Source organism: Pseudomonas sichuanensis, assembly GCF_003231305.1.
Taxonomy (GTDB): Bacteria; Pseudomonadota; Gammaproteobacteria; order Pseudomonadales; family Pseudomonadaceae; genus Aquipseudomonas; species Aquipseudomonas sichuanensis.
On the sequence record NZ_QKVM01000036.1, the window covers coordinates 30,051 to 46,531 of the forward strand.

General features: G+C 65.6%; 16 protein-coding genes. 12 read left to right on the forward strand and 4 right to left on the reverse strand.

Annotated features, from left to right (window positions below; genetic code table 11):
- Nucleotides 1-30: 30 nt before the first annotated feature.
- Both DM373_RS18525 and DM373_RS18530 read right to left on the reverse strand, forming a co-directional pair.
- Nucleotides 31-282, reverse strand: a complete 252-nt coding sequence (locus DM373_RS18525; RefSeq protein ID WP_110994964.1) for a DUF3077 domain-containing protein — start codon at nt 280-282, stop codon at nt 31-33.
- A complete protein-coding gene (locus tag DM373_RS18530; RefSeq protein ID WP_110994965.1) occupies nt 279-518 on the reverse strand; it encodes a hypothetical protein in 240 nt (79 codons plus the stop codon). Before DM373_RS18530 ends, DM373_RS18525 begins: the two co-directional genes overlap by 4 nt.
- 893 nt (nt 519-1,411) lie before the next feature.
- Here DM373_RS18530 and benA point away from each other — a divergent pair.
- The 11 genes from benA to DM373_RS18585 all read left to right on the forward strand — a co-directional run bounded on the left by benA (nt 1,412) and on the right by DM373_RS18585 (nt 13,198).
- The gene (benA, locus tag DM373_RS18535) at nt 1,412-2,770 is read left to right on the forward strand and encodes a benzoate 1,2-dioxygenase large subunit (RefSeq protein WP_110994998.1); all 1,359 of its coding nucleotides are present in this window, start codon (nt 1,412-1,414) and stop codon (nt 2,768-2,770) included.
- Nucleotides 2,767-3,252, forward strand: a complete 486-nt coding sequence (gene benB / locus DM373_RS18540) for a benzoate 1,2-dioxygenase small subunit (protein WP_110994966.1) — start codon at nt 2,767-2,769, stop codon at nt 3,250-3,252. Before benA ends, benB begins: the two co-directional genes overlap by 4 nt.
- Nucleotides 3,253-3,320: 68 nt before the next feature.
- On the forward strand, nt 3,321-4,331 hold the full coding sequence (benC, locus tag DM373_RS18545) for a benzoate 1,2-dioxygenase electron transfer component BenC (RefSeq protein ID WP_110994967.1): 1,011 nt from the start codon (nt 3,321-3,323) through the stop codon (nt 4,329-4,331).
- 149 nt (nt 4,332-4,480) lie between these two features.
- Nucleotides 4,481-5,242 carry a 1,6-dihydroxycyclohexa-2,4-diene-1-carboxylate dehydrogenase gene (locus DM373_RS18550; protein WP_110994968.1) on the forward strand — a complete coding sequence of 254 codons (762 nt, stop codon included), beginning with the start codon at nt 4,481-4,483 and terminating at the stop codon, nt 5,240-5,242.
- Between the two features lie 56 nt (nt 5,243-5,298).
- A complete protein-coding gene (locus DM373_RS18555; protein WP_110994969.1) occupies nt 5,299-6,636 on the forward strand; it encodes an MFS transporter in 1,338 nt (445 codons plus the stop codon).
- A 29-nt stretch (nt 6,637-6,665) separates the two neighbouring features.
- Nucleotides 6,666-7,790, forward strand: coding sequence for a muconate cycloisomerase family protein (locus tag DM373_RS18560; RefSeq protein WP_110994970.1), 1,125 nt, complete (start codon nt 6,666-6,668; stop codon nt 7,788-7,790).
- Nucleotides 7,791-7,922: 132 nt separating this feature from the next.
- Entirely contained in the window at nt 7,923-8,213 is a 291-nt protein-coding gene (gene catC, locus DM373_RS18565) for a muconolactone Delta-isomerase (protein WP_110994971.1), read from the forward strand.
- A gap of 37 nt (nt 8,214-8,250) precedes the next feature.
- Entirely contained in the window at nt 8,251-9,177 is a 927-nt protein-coding gene (gene catA, locus DM373_RS18570) for a catechol 1,2-dioxygenase (protein ID WP_110994972.1), read from the forward strand.
- 95 nt (nt 9,178-9,272) lie between these two features.
- Entirely contained in the window at nt 9,273-10,475 is a 1,203-nt protein-coding gene (locus DM373_RS18575; protein ID WP_110994973.1) for a benzoate/H(+) symporter BenE family transporter, read from the forward strand.
- Nucleotides 10,476-10,537: 62 nt separating this feature from the next.
- Nucleotides 10,538-11,788, forward strand: coding sequence for an OprD family porin (locus DM373_RS18580; RefSeq protein ID WP_110994974.1), 1,251 nt, complete (start codon nt 10,538-10,540; stop codon nt 11,786-11,788).
- 273 nt (nt 11,789-12,061) lie between these two features.
- Nucleotides 12,062-13,198 carry a glycerate kinase gene (locus DM373_RS18585; protein ID WP_110994975.1) on the forward strand — a complete coding sequence of 379 codons (1,137 nt, stop codon included), beginning with the start codon at nt 12,062-12,064 and terminating at the stop codon, nt 13,196-13,198.
- Nucleotides 13,199-13,219: 21 nt separating this feature from the next.
- Here DM373_RS18585 and DM373_RS18590 read toward each other — a convergent pair whose 3' ends face one another.
- The gene (locus DM373_RS18590; protein WP_110994976.1) at nt 13,220-14,230 is read right to left on the reverse strand and encodes an aldo/keto reductase; all 1,011 of its coding nucleotides are present in this window, start codon (nt 14,228-14,230) and stop codon (nt 13,220-13,222) included.
- A 146-nt stretch (nt 14,231-14,376) separates the two neighbouring features.
- Here DM373_RS18590 and DM373_RS18595 point away from each other — a divergent pair, with 146 nt between their 5' ends.
- Nucleotides 14,377-14,820 carry an anti-virulence regulator CigR family protein gene (locus DM373_RS18595; RefSeq protein ID WP_110994977.1) on the forward strand — a complete coding sequence of 148 codons (444 nt, stop codon included), beginning with the start codon at nt 14,377-14,379 and terminating at the stop codon, nt 14,818-14,820.
- Nucleotide 14,821: 1 nt separating this feature from the next.
- Here DM373_RS18595 and DM373_RS18600 read toward each other — a convergent pair whose 3' ends face one another.
- Nucleotides 14,822-16,354 (reverse strand): FAD-dependent oxidoreductase, encoded by a 1,533-nt coding sequence (locus tag DM373_RS18600; protein WP_110994978.1) that lies wholly within the window; start codon nt 16,352-16,354, stop codon nt 14,822-14,824.
- Between the last annotated feature and the right edge of the window lie 127 nt (nt 16,355-16,481).

Below are 16,481 nucleotides of genomic sequence, written 5' to 3' on the forward strand. Positions count from 1 at the left end.
TGCGACTTGCCCCGCGATGAGGCCATTGGATCAACCGGAGCGATCCATCCCCAGCTCCATGTCATCAATCAGCGCCTTGGCCATGGCGCTGAGGATGCGCGCCGAACTGCCGGCGAGCATGTCGCCTTCCATCTCGGCCTCGCAGGTGAGGTGGCGGATGCAGCCGAGCAGTACCGACAGCTCATCGAAAGCGTGCTGGAAGGGGATGCCGGGCTGGATGCGAAACAGCTCCAGGCAGGTGGTGGTGCCTGAAGTGCTGCCATGGTTGCTCGGGGTGGTCATGGCTGCGCTCCTGTTTCGTGGCGGATCAGGGGGTAGAGCAGTTGGTTGAGGTAGATGCAGGTGTTCAGCAGGGTTTGGCGCTGTTCTTCGCTGTTGGTGTCGAAGTACATGTCGAGCACTTCGCGCAGGCAGCCCATCAATGAGGTGGCCTCGGTGCGGGCGGCTTCGGGGGTTAAGTCGGGGGAAATGGACAGGTAAGGGAAGAAACGGGGTGGGTCGGGGACGATCTTTTTCATAGGTGTATCTCTTGTGCTGGCTCAGGGAGGCACCACCCCAGGCAACTCTCACAAGACAAAGGGTGGCAGCCGTGAACGGGGTGAGAATCCGGGGCACAAGAAACCCGGTCAGACCGAAGTCTGCCCGCACACGGCTGCCATGAAAGAGTGGCCGAATTTCTTGAAGCTTCGGGATTCTCACACCCCGGTCACCAAATGTGGCGACCGGGTGAAGTTAGCCCTGAGGGATTTCCCCGACAATGCAGCAACTTCCGGCAGGTGCGTAGGATAGTTCCCAAGCCTTTTGGGTTGAAGCATTTGGTTGCAGGTTCGGAAATGTCTTACGCCGTTGCGGGGTGCCTGATCAGGATCTGGTAATGGCCACCAGGTGCATGTCGAAAGGTTGGGTCAGGGCCACCAGGTGCCTGCCGATGTTCTTGCAGCGCCTTTGAGATCGAGCGCCGCCCGCGCGGCGCATCGCGGGACAAGCCCGCTCCCACATTTGTTTCGGGCCAGTCTTTCCTGTGCCATCACCTGGTCCGCCTTGTTGGTACGACGCGGTTTTGGCGTAGTCGCAAATGCTGCTTCGCATGACTCAAGACATGCACCAGGGCGGGCAGCGGTACTTTCACAGGACTCATTGGCCCGAAACAAATGTGGGAGCGGGCTTGTCCCGCGATGCGCCGCGCGGGCGGCGCTCGATCTCATGGGCGCTGCAAAAAGACTGGCGAACACCTTGTGGCCATTACTCTATTCCCCGGCGAACACCCGGCAGCCCGCGTACAGAACCAGCACAGATGACACGCAACCCTGCCTGCACAAAACGGATAGCACTCTGCACGATCTGGATATCTGCGCCCCCACCCAGGGCATAACCTGACCCGGCCTGAACAATAACAATGGAGGCCCTGGCCATGTCCCTGGGATTCGACTACCTCAATGCCATGCTCGAAGATGACCGGGAGAAGGGCGTCTATCGTTGCAAGCGTGAAATGTTCACCGACCCGCGCCTGTTCGACCTGGAGATGAAGCACATCTTCGAAGGCAACTGGATCTACCTGGCCCACGAAAGCCAGATCCCCGAAAACAACGACTTCCTCACCCTGACCATGGGGCGCCAGCCGATCTTCATCGCGCGCAACAAGGACGGGGTGCTCAACGCCTTCCTCAATGCCTGCAGCCACCGCGGCGCCATGCTCTGCCGGCACAAGCGCGGCAACCGCTCCAGCTACACCTGCCCGTTCCACGGCTGGACCTTCAACAACAGCGGCAAGCTGCTCAAGGTCAAGGACCCGAGCAACGCCGGCTACCCCGACAGCTTCAACTGCGACGGCTCCCACGATCTGACCAAGGTGGCGCGTTTCGAATCGTACCGCGGCTTCCTGTTCGGCAGCCTCAAAGCCGACGTGAAGCCCCTGGTCGAGCACCTGGGCGAGTCGGCGAAGATCATCGACATGATCGTCGACCAGTCCCCCGAGGGCCTGGAGGTGCTGCGCGGCGCAAGCTCCTACATCTACGAAGGCAACTGGAAGCTCACCGCCGAAAACGGCGCTGACGGCTACCACGTCAGCTCCGTGCACTGGAACTACGCCGCCACCCAGAACCAGCGCAAGCAGCGCGAAGCGGGCGACGAAATCAAGACCATGAGCGCCGGCGCCTGGGCCAAGCAAGGTGGCGGTTTCTACTCCTTCGACCACGGCCACCTGCTGCTGTGGACGCGCTGGGCCAACCCCGAGGATCGCCCGGCCTACGAGCGCCGTGACCAGTTGGCCGCCGATTTCGGCCAGGCCCGCGCCGACTGGATGATCGAGAACTCGCGCAACCTGTGCCTGTACCCGAACGTGTACCTGATGGACCAGTTCAGCTCGCAGATCCGCATCGCCCGGCCGATTTCGGTGAACAAGACCGAGATCACCATCTACTGCATCGCGCCGAAGGGCGAGAGCGCCGAGGCCCGGGCCAAGCGCATCCGCCAGTACGAGGACTTCTTCAACGTCAGTGGCATGGCCACCCCGGATGACCTGGAAGAGTTCCGCTCGTGCCAGACCGGCTACGGCGGCGGCACCGGCTGGAACGACATGTCTCGCGGCGCGCAGCACTGGGTCGAAGGTGCCGACGAGGCGGCGAAGGAGATCGAGCTCGAACCGCTGCTGTCGGGCGTGCGTACCGAGGACGAAGGTTTGTTCGTGCTGCAGCACAAGTACTGGCAGGACACCATGATCCAGGCGTTGAAGGACGAACAGCTTCTGATCCCAGTGGAGGCCGTGCAATGAGCCTGCATGACACCGTGCGCGACTTCCTCTACCGCGAAGCGCGCTACCTGGACGATGCCCAGTGGGACCAGTGGTTGGAGCTGTACAGCAGTGATGCGACGTTCTGGATGCCGTCCTGGGACGATGACGACAGCCTGACCGAAGATCCGCAGAGCGAGATCTCGCTGATCTGGTACGGCAACCGTGGTGGCCTCGAGGACCGGGTATTCCGTATCAAGACCGAGCGCTCCAGCGCCACCGTGCCGGACACCCGAACCTCGCACAACATCAGCAACATCGAGATCGTTGAGCAAAGCGAGGACAGCTGCCAGGTGCGCTTCAACTGGCACACCCTGAGCTTTCGCTACAAGACCACCGACAGCTACTTCGGCACCAGCTTCTACACCCTCGACCTGCGCGGCGAGCAGCCGCTGATCAGGCACAAGAAGGTGGTACTGAAGAACGACTACGTCCGTCAGGTCATCGACATCTATCACATCTGATCCACCAGGCCGAGCCTGTCGGTGTGCCCCACGGCGCGCCGCGGCCAGGCTCGCCCGTGAGGTGCACCATGAGCTACCACATCGCACTGAATTTCGAAGACGGGGTCACCCGCTTCATCGAGGCCGACGGCACTGAAACCGTGGCCGATGCCGCCTACCGCCAGGGCATCAACATCCCGCTGGACTGCCGTGACGGCGCCTGCGGCACCTGCAAGTGCAAGGCCGAATCGGGCCGTTACGACCTGGGCGACAACTTCATCGAGGACGCCCTGAGCGAGGAGGAAATCGCCCAGGGCTACGTGCTCACCTGCCAGATGCGCGCCGAAAGCGACTGCGTGGTGCGCATCCCGGCCTCGTCGCAGCTGTGCAAGACCGAGCAGGCCAGCTTCGAGGCGGCCATCAGCGATGTGCGCCAGCTGTCGGCCAGCACCATTGCCTTGTCGATCAAGGGCGAGGCACTGAACCGCCTGGCGTTCCTGCCGGGGCAATACGTCAACCTCAAGGTGCCGGGCAGCGAGCAGAGCCGCGCCTATTCGTTCAGCTCACTGCCCAAGGACGGCGAAGTCAGCTTCCTGATCCGCAACGTGCCGGGCGGGCTGATGAGCAGCTTTCTCACCCAGCTGGCCAAGGCTGGCGACAGCATGAGCCTGGCAGGCCCTTTGGGTAGTTTCTACCTGCGGCCGATCCAGCGCCCCTTGCTGCTGCTGGCCGGTGGCACGGGCCTCGCGCCATTCACCGCCATGCTGGAGAAGATCGCCGAGCAAGGCAGCGAGCACCCACTGCACCTGATCTACGGCGTGACCAACGACTTCGACCTGGTCGAGCTGGACCGCCTGCAGGCGCTGGCCGCGCGCATCCCCAACTTCACCTACAGCGCCTGCGTGGCCAACCCCGACAGCCAGTATCCGCAGAAGGGCTACGTGACCCAGCACATCGAGCCGCGCCACCTCAATGAAGGCGATGTGGATGTGTACCTGTGCGGCCCGCCACCGATGGTCGAGGCGGTCAGCCAATACATCCGCGAACAGGGCATTACCCCGGCCAACTTCTACTACGAGAAGTTCGCCGCGGCAGCCTGAGGCTTTTACGGGGCTGCCCGCATCGTGCGGGTGAGGGTGGCCTCTTTTTATTCACACAGGGATTTCGGTCTTGTGGGAGCGGGCTTGCCCCGCGATAGCAATCGCGGGGCAAGCCCGCTCCCACGGCGCCGACGCTTTGGAGAATGAGCATGAACGCAAGATTCCACAACAAAGTCGCCCTGGTCACCGGCGCCGCCCAAGGCATCGGCCGCGCCGTGTGCTGGCGGCTCAAGGCCGAAGGCGCGCAGGTGGTGGCGGTGGACCGCTCCGAGCTGGTCCATGAGCTGGCCGGCGAGGGCATGCTGACCCTCACCGCAGACCTCGAGCAACACGACGACTGCGCCAAGGTCATGGCCCGCGCCGTGGAAACCTTCGGCCGCCTCGACATCCTCATCAACAACGTCGGCGGCACCATCTGGGCCAAGCCCTTCGAACACTACGACGTGCAGCAGATCGAGGCCGAAGTGCGGCGCTCGCTGTTCCCCACCTTGTGGTGCTGCCACGCCGCCTTGCCCTACATGCTCGAACGTGGCAGCGGCGCCATCGTCAACGTCTCGTCCATCGCCACCCGTGGCGTCAACCGCGTGCCCTACGGCGCGGCCAAGGGCGGCGTCAACGCGCTCACCGCGTGCCTGGCCTTCGAAACCGCCGAGCGCGGCATCCGCGTCAATGCCACTGCCCCTGGCGGCACCGAGGCACCGCCCCGACGCATCCCACGCAACCAGGCTGAGCAGAGCGCGCAGGAGAAAGGCTGGTACCAGCAGATCGTCGACCAGACCGTCTCCAGCAGCCTGATGAAACGCTACGGCAGCCTCGACGAACAGGTCGGCGCAATCCTCTTCCTGGCCTGCGACGAGGCCTCGTACATCACCGGCGTAACCCTGCCGGTGGGCGGTGGCGACCTCGGCTGACGGCCGCCCCGGCAAGGTTTGCTCTTCACACAACAAAAACAAAAGAGACAGATGCCATGCGAACACTCGACGTGCACCCGATCATCGACAACGCCCGCTTCAGCCCCTTCCACTGGATGGTCATGGCCTGGTGCGGCCTGCTGCTGATCTTCGACGGCTACGACCTGTTCATCTACGGCGTGGTCCTGCCGACCATCATGAAAGAATGGGGCCTGACCCCGCTGCAGGCCGGCGCCCTGGGCAGCTACGCGCTGTTCGGCATGATGTTCGGCGCCCTGGTGTTCGGCAGCCTGGCCGACCGCATCGGGCGCAAGAAAGGCATCGCCATCTGCTTCGCACTGTTCTCCGGGGCCACCATCCTCAATGGCTTCGCCAGCAGCCCAAGCGAATTCGGCATCTACCGCTTCTTCGCCGGCCTGGGCTGTGGCGGGCTGATGCCCAACGCCGTGGCGCTGATGAACGAATACGCCCCCAAGCGCCTGCGCAGCACCCTGGTGGCGATCATGTTCAGCGGCTACTCGCTGGGTGGCATGCTCTCGGCCGGGGTTGGCATCTTCCTGTTGCCGCGTTTCGGTTGGGAGTCGATGTTCTTCGCCGCCGCCGTGCCGCTGCTGTTGCTGCCGGTGATCCTCTACTACCTGCCCGAGTCCATCGGCTTCCTGGTGCGCCAAGGCCGCATGGCAGAGGCGCGCAAACTGCTCAAACGCCTCGACCCCAACTGCGACGTAAAGCCTGAAGACACCTTGAGCGTGGGAGCGGGCTTGCCCCGCGATAAGGCCAGCACGCTCACCTCGGTCCTCAAGCTGTTCCAGAACGGCCTGGCCATCCGCACCCTGGCCCTGTGGCTGGCGTTCTTCTGCTGCCTGTTGATGGTCTACGCACTGAGCTCATGGCTGCCCAAACTCATGGCCAACGCCGGCTACAGCCTGGGTTCGAGCCTGTCGTTCCTGCTGGTGCTGAACTTCGGCGGCATGGCCGGGGCGATCCTCGGTGGCTGGCTGGGCGACCGCTACAACCTGGTCAAGGTCAAGGTGGCGTTCTTCATCGCCGCCGCGCTGTCGATCAGCCTGCTGGGGGTCAACAGCCCGATGCCGGTGCTGTACCTGCTGATCTTCATCGCCGGCGCCACCACCATCGGTACGCAGATCCTGCTGTACGCCGGCGCCGCCCAGCTGTACGGCCTGTCGGTGCGTTCCACCGGCCTGGGCTGGGCCTCCGGCATCGGGCGCAACGGCGCCATCGTCGGCCCGCTGCTCGGTGGCGCGCTGATGGGCATCAACCTGCCGCTGCAACTCAATTTCATCGCCTTCGCCATCCCCGGCGCGATCGCCGCGCTGGCCATGGCCGTGCACCTGGCCAGTGGCCGGCGCCAGGCCCTGGCGGCGACGGCCTGACCCTTTACTGACTGAACTGGAGCCTTGGCATGACAAGCCCGACCATCGACCGGCTGGAGGCGATCATCGTCGACCTGCCGACCATCCGCCCGCACAAGCTGGCCATGCACACGATGCAGCAGCAGACCCTGGTGATCCTGCGCCTGCGCTGCAGCGACGGTGTGGAAGGCATCGGCGAAGCCACCACCATCGGTGGCCTGGCCTACGGCTACGAAAGCCCGGAAGGCATCAAGGCCAATATCGACGCCTACCTGGCGCCAGCGCTGGTCGGCATGGCCGCCGACAACATCAACGCTGCGATGCTCAAGCTCGACAAGCTGGCCAAGGGCAACACCTTCGCCAAGTCCGGCATCGAGAGTGCCTTGCTCGACGCCCAGGGCAAGCGCCTGGGCCTGCCGGTCAGCGAGCTGCTCGGGGGCCGCGTGCGCGACAGCCTGGAAGTGGCCTGGACCCTGGCCAGCGGCGACACTGCCCGCGACATCGCCGAGGCCGAGCACATGCTGGATATCCGTCGGCACCGGGTATTCAAGCTGAAGATCGGCGCCAACCCGCTGGCGCAGGACCTCAAGCACGTGGTGGCGATCAAGCGCGAGCTGGGCGAGCGCGCCAGCGTGCGTGTCGACGTGAACCAGTACTGGGACGAGTCCCAGGCCCTCCGTGCCTGCCAGGTGCTGGGCGACAACGGCATCGACCTGATCGAACAGCCGATTTCGCGCATCAACCGTGGCGGGCAGATCCGCCTGAACCAGCGCAGCCCGGCGCCGATCATGGCCGACGAGTCCATCGAAAGCGTCGAGGACGCCTTCAGCCTGGCCGCCGACGGTGCGGCGAGCATCTTCGCCCTGAAAATCGCCAAGAACGGCGGCCCGCGCGCCGTGCTGCGCACCGCGCAGATCGCCGAAGCGGCCGGTATCGCCCTGTATGGCGGGACCATGCTCGAAGGCACGGTGGGCACCCTGGCCTCGGCCCATGCCTTCCTGACCCTTCGCCAGCTGACCTGGGGTACCGAGTTGTTCGGGCCGTTGCTGCTGACCGAAGAGATCGTCAACCAGCCGCCGGTGTACCGCGACTTCCAGTTGCACGTGCCAAGCACCCCAGGCCTGGGCCTGACCCTGGATGAGGCGCAGCTCGCGCGCTTTGCCCGCCGTAGCTGAGGTAACACTCAATCCCTGTGGGAGCGGGCTTGCCCCGCGAAGCAGGCACCGCAGTGGATGGCACGGGCTTCGCCCGTGTTCGCGGGGCAAGCCCGCTCCCACAGCAGCAACGACTGACGTAAGGAGAACACCATGCTGTTCCACGTAAAGATGACCGTAAAGCTTCCGGTCGACATGGACCCGGCCAAGGCCGCGCAACTCAAGGCCGACGAAAAGCAGCTGGCCCAGCGCCTGCAGCGCGACGGCACCTGGCGCCACCTGTGGCGCATCGCCGGGCACTACGCCAACTACAGCGTGTTCGACGTGCCCAGCGTCGAGGCGCTGCACGACACCCTGATGCAGTTGCCGCTGTTCCCGTACATGGACATCGAGGTCGCCGGCCTGTGCCGCCATCCCTCGTCGGTCCACAGCGACGACCGCTGAAATCCCCAACGACAAGAACAACGCGAGGTACCTGATCATGACCGTGAAGATCGCCCACACCCCTGATGTACAGAAATTCTTCGAACAAGCCGCAGGCTTTGGCAACGACCAGGGCAGCCCGCGCCTCAAGCGCATCGTCCAGCGCGTGTTGCAGGACACCGCGCGGCTGATCGAGGACCTGGAGGTCAGCGAGGACGAATTCTGGCTCGCCGTCGACTACCTCAACCGCCTGGGCGGTCGCGGCGAAGCCGGGCTGCTGGTGGCTGGGCTGGGCATCGAACACTTCCTCGACCTGCTGCAGGACGCCAAGGATGCCGAGGTCGGCCTGACCGGCGGCACCCCGCGCACCATCGAAGGCCCGCTGTACGTGGCCGGTGCTCCGCTGGCCCAGGCCGTGGTGCGCATGGACGATGGCAGCGAGGAGGGCGAGGCCACGGTGATGTACCTCGAAGGCCAGGTGCGTGGCCCCGACGGCCAGCCGCTGGCCGGGGCCACGGTGGACCTGTGGCATGCCAACACCCGCGGCACCTATTCGTTCTTCGACCAGAGCCAGTCCGAGTACAACCTGCGCCGGCGCATCGTCACCGACGCCGAGGGCCGCTACCGAGCGCGCTCCATCGTGCCGTCCGGCTATGGCTGCGACCCCCAGGGGCCGACCCAGGAGTGCCTGGACCTGCTCGGCCGCCACGGCCAGCGCCCGGCGCACATCCATTTCTTCATCTCGGCGCCGGGGCACCGGCACCTGACCACGCAGATCAACCTGGCCGGCGACAAGTACCTGTGGGACGACTTCGCCTATGCCACCCGCGATGGGTTGGTGGGGGAGATCACTTTCCGCGAGGACGGGGCGCGGGGGGTGACGGGGCGCTATGCCGAAGTGCAGTTCGATTTCCAGCTGCAGAAGGCCCATGACAGCGACGCCGAACAGCGCAGTGGGCGGCCACGGGCGTTGCAGCAGGCTTGAGCCAGCAATCGCGGGGCAAGCCCGCTCCCACGCCAAGCTCGTGGGAGCGGGCTTGCCCCGCGATAGATCACAACCTGATCCCTGCGAGAAATCCCATGCAAACCCTGTTCAAGGATTGCTCCCTGTCCGCCGTCGTGGCCGGCTGCATCGCCACGCTGATTTCCTACGCCGGCCCGCTGGTGATCATTTTCCACGCCGCCGAAGCCGCCGGCCTGTCCCACGGCCAGTTGTCCTCCTGGGTGTGGGCGGTGTCCATGGGCAGCGCTGTGCTGGGGGGGCTGCTGAGCCTGCGCTACCGGGTGCCGGTGGTGATCGCCTGGTCGATACCGGGTTCGGCGTTGCTGGTCACCGCCTTGCCGCACATTGGCCTGGAGCAGGCGATCGGCGCCTACCTTGTGGCCAATACCGTGCTGCTGCTGATCGGCATCAGTGGCGCCTTCGACCGCCTGATCGCCCGGCTGCCCGGTTCCATCGCCGCCGGCATGCAGGCCGGGATCCTGTTCAGCTTCGGCATCGAGGTGTTCCGCGCCTTGCCGGTACAGCCGGTGTTGGTGCTGGCGATGTGCGTCGCCTACGTGCTGATGCGCCGGGTGCAGCCGCGCTATGCGGTGGCGGCGGTCTTGACCGTGGGCGCCCTGGTGACCGTGGCCAGTGGCGAATTTCGCGGCAGCGAACTGGTGCTGGCCCTGGCCACGCCGCAATGGACCACACCGCAATTCAGCCTGGCCGCGACCTTCAGCCTGGCGTTGCCGTTGGTGCTGGTGGCGTTGACCGGGCAGTTCATGCCGGGCATGGCGGTGCTGCGCAATGCCGGCTACCGCACAGAGGCCAGCCCGCTGATCAGCGCCAGTGCCCTGGGCGGCCTGCTGTTGGCGCCGTTCGGTTGTCACGGGCTGAACCTGGCGGCGGTCACCGCCAGCCTGTGCACCGGCCGCGAGGCCCATGAAGAGCCGCGCAGGCGCTACGTGGCAGCTGTCGCGGGCAGTGCGCTGTACCTGCTGCTGGGCATTGCCGGGGCCACCTTGATGTCGCTGTTTGCCGCGTTTCCCGCCGCGTTGATCGCCGTGCTTGCGGGCCTGGCCCTGTACGGCGCGATCAGCGAGGCCCTGACGCGCAGCCTGGCCGAGCCCGGTGAGCGCGATGCCGGGCTGTTCACCTTCCTGGTCAGCGCTTCGGGCATGACGTTCCTTGGGCTGTCAGCGGCGTTCTGGGGGCTGCTGTTCGGCCTGCTCGCCCATGCGCTGGTCAGCCTGCGCCGGCCACGGCTGCGCGTCGCCACTTCTGAACAGGAGACCTGAGCCACCCATCACATCCTGGTTCTGCGCTTTACCACATAACAACAAGATCAGAGAGCTTCGGAATGAACCAAACCCCTTGCGTCGCCATCGGCCTGAGCCTGCTCAGCCAACCACTGTGGGCTGCCGACGGCGGCTTCTTCGAGGATGCCAAGGCCAGCCTCAGTGCCCGCAACTATTACTTCAGCCGTGATTATTCGGATATCGTCGGCGCCAACCAGCAGTCCAAGGCCGAGGAGTGGGCCCAGGGCTTCATCCTCGATTTCAAGTCCGGCTACACGCCGGGCCCCGTCGGCTTCGGTATCGACGCACTGGGCCTGCTCGGCATCCGCCTGGACAGCAGCCCCGACCGGGTCAACACCGGCCTGTTGCCGGTGCACGGCGATGGTCGCGCCGCCAGCGAGTACAGCCGCATCGCCCCGACCTTCAAGGCGCGGCTGTCGAAGACCGAACTGCGCGTCGGTGAACTGCAGCCCAACCTGCCGGTGCTGACCTTCAGCGATATCCGCCTGCTGCCGCCGACCTACCAGGGCGTGAGCCTGAGCTCCAGTGAAATCGACGGGTTGACCGTGCAGGCCGGCCACCTCGGCTCCACCCACCTGCGCAATGAAGCCGGCGACGGCAAGCTCAACGCCATGCTCGGCCATGTGCCGATGCGCCAGGCCGAGAGCGATGCGTTCAACTATGTCGGCGGCGACTATGGGTTCAATGCCAACCTGAGCAGCCTGAGCCTGTGGCATGGGCAACTGGAAGATATCTACCAGCAGAGTTTCGTGGGCTTCAAGCACAGCAAACCCTTGGGGGACTGGGTACTCAGTGCCAACCTGGGTTACTTCACGGCCCGCGAGGATGGCGATGCGCTGCTGGGTGATATCGACAACCAGGCATTCTTTTCGATGTTCACCGCCAAGCGTGGCGGGCACAGCTTCGGCGCCGGTTACCAGGCCATGTACGGCGACAGCCCGTTCCCGCGGGTGTTCGCCAACATCAGCCCGCTGGGCAACGAAGTGCCGACCTATGAGTTCGCCTATACCGACGAACGCTCGTATCAGCTGCGCTATGACTACAACTTCGCGGCCATGGGTATCCCGGGGTTGACGGCCACGGTGCGCTACATCACCGGCGACAACGTCGACACCGGCAAGGGCTTCGAGGGGCGCGACCGCGAGCGGGATATCGACCTGGGGTATGCGGTGCAGAGCGGGGTGCTCAAGGGGTTGGGGATCCGGGTGCGCAATGCCATGGCGCGGTCCAACTATCGCAGCGATATCGATGAGAACCGATTGATCCTGATGTACACCTGGCAGTTGTTCTGAGATCGAGAGCGGCCAGGTGTCAGGCGAAAGTTTTGCAGCGCTCTTGAGATCGAGCGCCGCCCGCGCGGCGCTCGATCTGATAGGCGCTGCAAAATCATCGGCGAACACCTGGTGGTCTTCACCCAATATCTTGCCAGGCACCTGGCGGCCATCCCCCAATCCGGATCAACCAGTCATCCGCCCAAACACCCACCTCCCACCTTTGTGCATTCGACAGAGGCCACCCCATCACACAACTGTCAGCATGCGAGGTATCAATACAGGAGTAGCGCCATGAAAGTCGTCATCGCCCCCGATTCGTTCAAGGACAGCCTCGACGCTGCCGGTGTTGCCCGCGCCATCGCCAGTGGCCTGGCCCAGGTGTGGCCGCAGGCCACCCTGGTCGAGTGCCCGATGGCGGATGGCGGCGAAGGCACCATGGAGGCCATCGTCGCCGCCAGCCAGGGCGAACAGCGCCGCCAGGTGGTGCGCGGCCCGCTGGGCGCCAGTGTCGAAGCCAGCTGGGGCTGGCTGCCCGAGAGCCGCACCGCCGTGATCGAGATGGCCCAGGCCAGCGGTATTCAGCTGATCCCCAGCGCCCAACGCGATGCCTGCCGCAGCAGCACCTGGGGCACTGGCGAGCTGGTCGGCGCAGCCTTGGCGGCCGGCGCTCGGCGCATTGTCCTGGCCATCGGCGGCAGCGCCACCAACGACGGCGGCAGCGGCATGCTGCGCGCCCTTGGCCTGCGCCTGCTGGATGCAGATGGCCAGCCGCTGGCTGAAGGCGGCCTGGCCCTGGCGCAACTGGCCCGCATCGACGCCAGCGGCCTCGACCCACGCCTGGCGCAAGTGCAGGTCGAAGTCGCCGCCGATGTCGACAACCCGCTGTGCGGCGCCAATGGCGCTTCGGCGATCTTCGGCCCGCAGAAGGGTGCCAGCCCCGAGCAGGTGCAGGCGCTGGACCAGGCACTGGGCCATTTCGCCGACCATTGCGCGCAGTTGCTGGGCAAGGATGTACGTGACCAGCCGGGCAGCGGCGCGGCCGGCGGCATGGGCTTCGCGGCCAAGGCCTTCATGGGCGCGCAGTTCCGCCCAGGCGTCGAGGTGGTGGCTGAGCTGGCACAGCTGGATACGCTGGTGCAGGGCGCCGACCTGGTGATCACCGGCGAAGGGCGTTTCGATGCGCAGACCCTGCGTGGCAAGACCCCCATGGGCGTCGCGCGGGTCGCCAAACGCCATGGCGTGCCCGTTGTGGTGCTGGCTGGCACCTTGGGCGCGGGCTATGAGCAGCTGTATGCGCACGGCATCGACGCCGCGTTTGCCCTGGCCAGCGGGCCGATGAGCCTGGAGCAGGCCTGTGCCGATGCGGGCAATCTGCTCAAGGCTCGGGCAGGGGACATTGCACGGCTGTGGCAGGTGGCGCGGCGCTGAGCCGCACCACCCTGGCAGCACTCAGGCGCGCGGCAGGCGCCCGCTGACGAAGTGCGCCACGTCGTTGAACCCGGGCGTGGAGGCATGGCCCGGGGTCACCAGCGAATCGATGAAGGCTTCGTCTTCGGCGCTGATCTTCACCTCCAGGGCACCGGCGTAGGTGTCCCACTGCGCCTCGGTGCGTGGGCCGACGATGGCCGAGCTGACCAGGCGGTTGTTCAGCACCCAGGCAATCGCGAACTCGACGATGCCCACGCCCTTGGCCTCGGTGTAGGCGTGGATCTTCTGGGCGATGCCCAGCGACTCCTGGCGCCATTCCACCTCCATGATCCGTTTGTCCTGGCGCCCGGCGCGGCTGCCGGCGTCCGGCACCGAGCCCGGGGCATACTTGCCGCTGAGCACGCCGCGGGCCAGCGGGCTGAACGGCACCACGCCCAGGCCATGGTAAGCCGCTGCGGTCAGCTGCTCGGGCTCGGCCTGGCGGTTGACGATGTTGTACAGCGGCTGGCTGACCACTGGTTTGGCCACGCCGAGCTTGTCGGCGACGTTGCAGATCTCGGCGATGCGCCAGCCGCGGAAGTTGGACACGCCCCAGTAGCGGATCTTGCCTTGCGCCAGCAGGTCGCCGATGGCGCGCACGGTCTCCTCCAGCGGTACGCTGTGGTCTTCGCGGTGCAGGTAGTAGATGTCCAGGTAGTCGGTGCCCATGCGCGTGAGCGTGGCTTCGATGGCGTTGAACAGGTGCTTGCGCGACAGCCCGCTGCGGTTGGGCAGGCCATCCACCGGGCCGTAGCCGGCCTTGGAGGCGACGATCCACTCCTGGCGGTTGCGCGCCACCGCCTCGCCGACGATCTCCTCGGAACGCCCGCCGTTGTACACATCGGCGGTGTCGACGAAGTTGATGCCCTGGTCCCAGGCCTTGTCGATGATGCGCAGGGCGTCTTCGGTGCTGGTCTGTTCACCGAACATCATGCTGCCGAGGGTGAGGGCCGAGACTTGCAGGCCACTGTGGCCGAGGGGGCGGTAGATCATTGCCGGGAATCCTTTGCATGCGATGAGGGTCAGGTGGTTTTACACAGAACCCGGGCACTTTGAAAGATGCAGGTGCCAGCCTTGCCCTGGTGCGAGGGGTGGTCGATGCTTGACGGTGCGTCAATCGATCACCAGGGAGCAGGCCCATGAAGTCGCAGCGGATCATCGCCATCGTCACCAGCCTCGCCATGCTCGGCACTTCGCCGCTGCTGCTGGCGGATCCCGGCAACGGCCAGGGCAAAGGCAACGCCCATGGCCAGCAGCACGATAAAGCAGGCAAGGGCAAACCAGACAAAGCGGGCAATGCCTACCACAGTGGGCCCCAGGTGGATATCGGTGGGGTGCGCATCACCCTTGACCGTCACCGTGACTACTGGGCACCTGCGGCGCCGCTGCCGCCAGGCATCCAGAAAAACCTCGCCCGAGGCAAGCCGTTACCTCCGGGCATTGCCAAGAAACTCGACGGCAGGCTGCTGGGCCAGCTGCCCCATTACGATGGTTACGACTGGCTCCAGGCGGGGGCCGACCTGATCCTGGTGGCGGCTGCCACTGGCTTGATCTACGAGGTGCTGCACGGCGCGCTGGACTGAGTCAGTCTGGCCAGGCATCGATCAGCTCCCGGGCCTCGCGGCTGGACAACGGCCGTTTCAGCCGTTGCGACAGTACCGCCATGGCTCGCGCATAGCCCTTGGCGATCACCGCCTCGACCTGGTCGTCGATGCATTGCAGGGCGATGAAATCGCCGTGCTCGGGCTCACCGACATACTCGATGCGGTTCCACTGGCGCCCATGCCCGAGCACCTCGAGGGTGCGACCATGCTGGTAGGTCCAGAAGAACGGCACATCGTCGTAGCGGCGCCGCTCACCGAGCATGTTGGCGGCCGCGATCACCCCGTGTTGCTGGGCCAGGCGCCAGTGCTCGATGCGCACCGGGCGCCCGGCGAGGGGGAAGGTGGCGATGTCGCCGGCCGCCCACAGGCCTTCGGCGGCTTGCAGATGGGCGTCGACCTGCACCGAGCGATCTTCGCCCAGTTGCAGGCCCTGGAGGCACTCGGTAGCCGGCGTGACGCCGGTGCCCAGCAGCACCAAGGGCGTTGCCAGGCGCTCGCCGTTGGCGAGGATCACGGCCTCGACCCGCTCACCGCCTTCGAACGCGGTCACTTCGGTGGGGCCATGGAACACCACGCCCTTGCGCTCATGCAGCTCGCGCAGGCTGAGGCCGATGCGCTCGCCCAGCTGTTTTGCCAGCGGCACCGCATGGCGGGTCACCACATGCACCTGCAAGCCGTACTTGCGCAGTGCCGAAGCCGCTTCCAGGCCGATGAAGCCATCGCCGACGATCACCACTGGCTGCCCCGGTTCGGCCAGGTCGAGCAGGCGCGCGGCGTCTTCGCGCGAGCGCAGCACGCAGATGCCGGGCAATTGCACGCCGGGCAGTTCGGGCCGTTTCGGCTTGCCGCCAGTGGCCAGCAGGGCTGCGTCGTACTTCAGGCGCTGGCCATCGGCGAGGACGATTTCACGGTTGGCCACGTTCAGGCTGCGCACCTTGGCGTGCAGGCGCTGCAACTGCTTCTGGCGCAGCACGTCGGGCTCCAGCAGCGTCGGCACCTCGTCCGGCGGCATCTGCCCGGCAATGACGAATTTGCTCAGGGCGGTGCGATCGTAGGCGTTGGGCTGTTCCTGATCGACCCAGACCAGGCGCCCGCCGAAGCCATGGTCGAGCAGGGTGGCCACGGCCGCCGAACCGGCCGCGCCGGCACCGACCACCACGAACACCCGTGCATCGCTGTGACGGGGCGTTGCCGCCAGGGGCAGGGCTTGATCATCGACCCAGACCTGGTCGCCCTTGATCTGCACGGGGTAGCGGCGCAGGCCCGTCAGTGCGGGCGGTTCGCACACTGCGCCTTCATCCACGGCGAATGCGGCTTTGTGCCAGGGGCAAACCAGCAGGCCGCCGCACACTACGCCCTCATCAAGCGGCGCCCCTTCGTGAGGGCAATTGCCCTGATAGGCGCGCACCTGGTCGCCATGGCGAACCAGGACGACCTCTTCGGTCCCGGCCTGAACGCGCAGCGGGCGCTGTTCGTCGAGTTGGTCGAGCGAGGCTACGGCATGCAGGGCCATGAGCATTCTCCGCAGGGGGATTGTGCCCATTTGACGCCTGGTCCGGCCTGGGAGTGCCTCGAGGCGACGACCGGGCATGTGCTTACAATATTTCACAAGAATATCAAATGAGACTAAATTGACTCAC

Bases quoted from the DNA above. Each gene is read 5' to 3' on its own strand.
- DM373_RS18530 (WP_110994965.1), bottom strand. From the start codon at position 518: ATGAAAAAGATCGTCCCCGACCCACCCCGTTTCTTCCCTTACCTGTCC.
- DM373_RS18580 (WP_110994974.1), top strand. From the start codon at position 10,538: ATGAACCAAACCCCTTGCGTCGCCATCGGCCTGAGCCTGCTCAGCCAA.
- benA (WP_110994998.1), top strand. From the start codon at position 1,412: ATGTCCCTGGGATTCGACTACCTCAATGCCATGCTCGAAGATGACCGG.
- DM373_RS18550 (WP_110994968.1), top strand. From the start codon at position 4,481: ATGAACGCAAGATTCCACAACAAAGTCGCCCTGGTCACCGGCGCCGCC.
- benB (WP_110994966.1), top strand. From the start codon at position 2,767: ATGAGCCTGCATGACACCGTGCGCGACTTCCTCTACCGCGAAGCGCGC.
- DM373_RS18585 (WP_110994975.1), top strand. From the start codon at position 12,062: ATGAAAGTCGTCATCGCCCCCGATTCGTTCAAGGACAGCCTCGACGCT.
- DM373_RS18595 (WP_110994977.1), top strand. From the start codon at position 14,377: ATGAAGTCGCAGCGGATCATCGCCATCGTCACCAGCCTCGCCATGCTC.
- catA (WP_110994972.1), top strand. From the start codon at position 8,251: ATGACCGTGAAGATCGCCCACACCCCTGATGTACAGAAATTCTTCGAA.
- benC (WP_110994967.1), top strand. From the start codon at position 3,321: ATGAGCTACCACATCGCACTGAATTTCGAAGACGGGGTCACCCGCTTC.
- DM373_RS18600 (WP_110994978.1), bottom strand. From the start codon at position 16,354: ATGGCCCTGCATGCCGTAGCCTCGCTCGACCAACTCGACGAACAGCGC.
- DM373_RS18555 (WP_110994969.1), top strand. From the start codon at position 5,299: ATGCGAACACTCGACGTGCACCCGATCATCGACAACGCCCGCTTCAGC.
- DM373_RS18560 (WP_110994970.1), top strand. From the start codon at position 6,666: ATGACAAGCCCGACCATCGACCGGCTGGAGGCGATCATCGTCGACCTG.
- DM373_RS18575 (WP_110994973.1), top strand. From the start codon at position 9,273: ATGCAAACCCTGTTCAAGGATTGCTCCCTGTCCGCCGTCGTGGCCGGC.
- DM373_RS18590 (WP_110994976.1), bottom strand. From the start codon at position 14,230: ATGATCTACCGCCCCCTCGGCCACAGTGGCCTGCAAGTCTCGGCCCTC.
- catC (WP_110994971.1), top strand. From the start codon at position 7,923: ATGCTGTTCCACGTAAAGATGACCGTAAAGCTTCCGGTCGACATGGAC.
- DM373_RS18525 (WP_110994964.1), bottom strand. From the start codon at position 282: ATGACCACCCCGAGCAACCATGGCAGCACTTCAGGCACCACCACCTGC.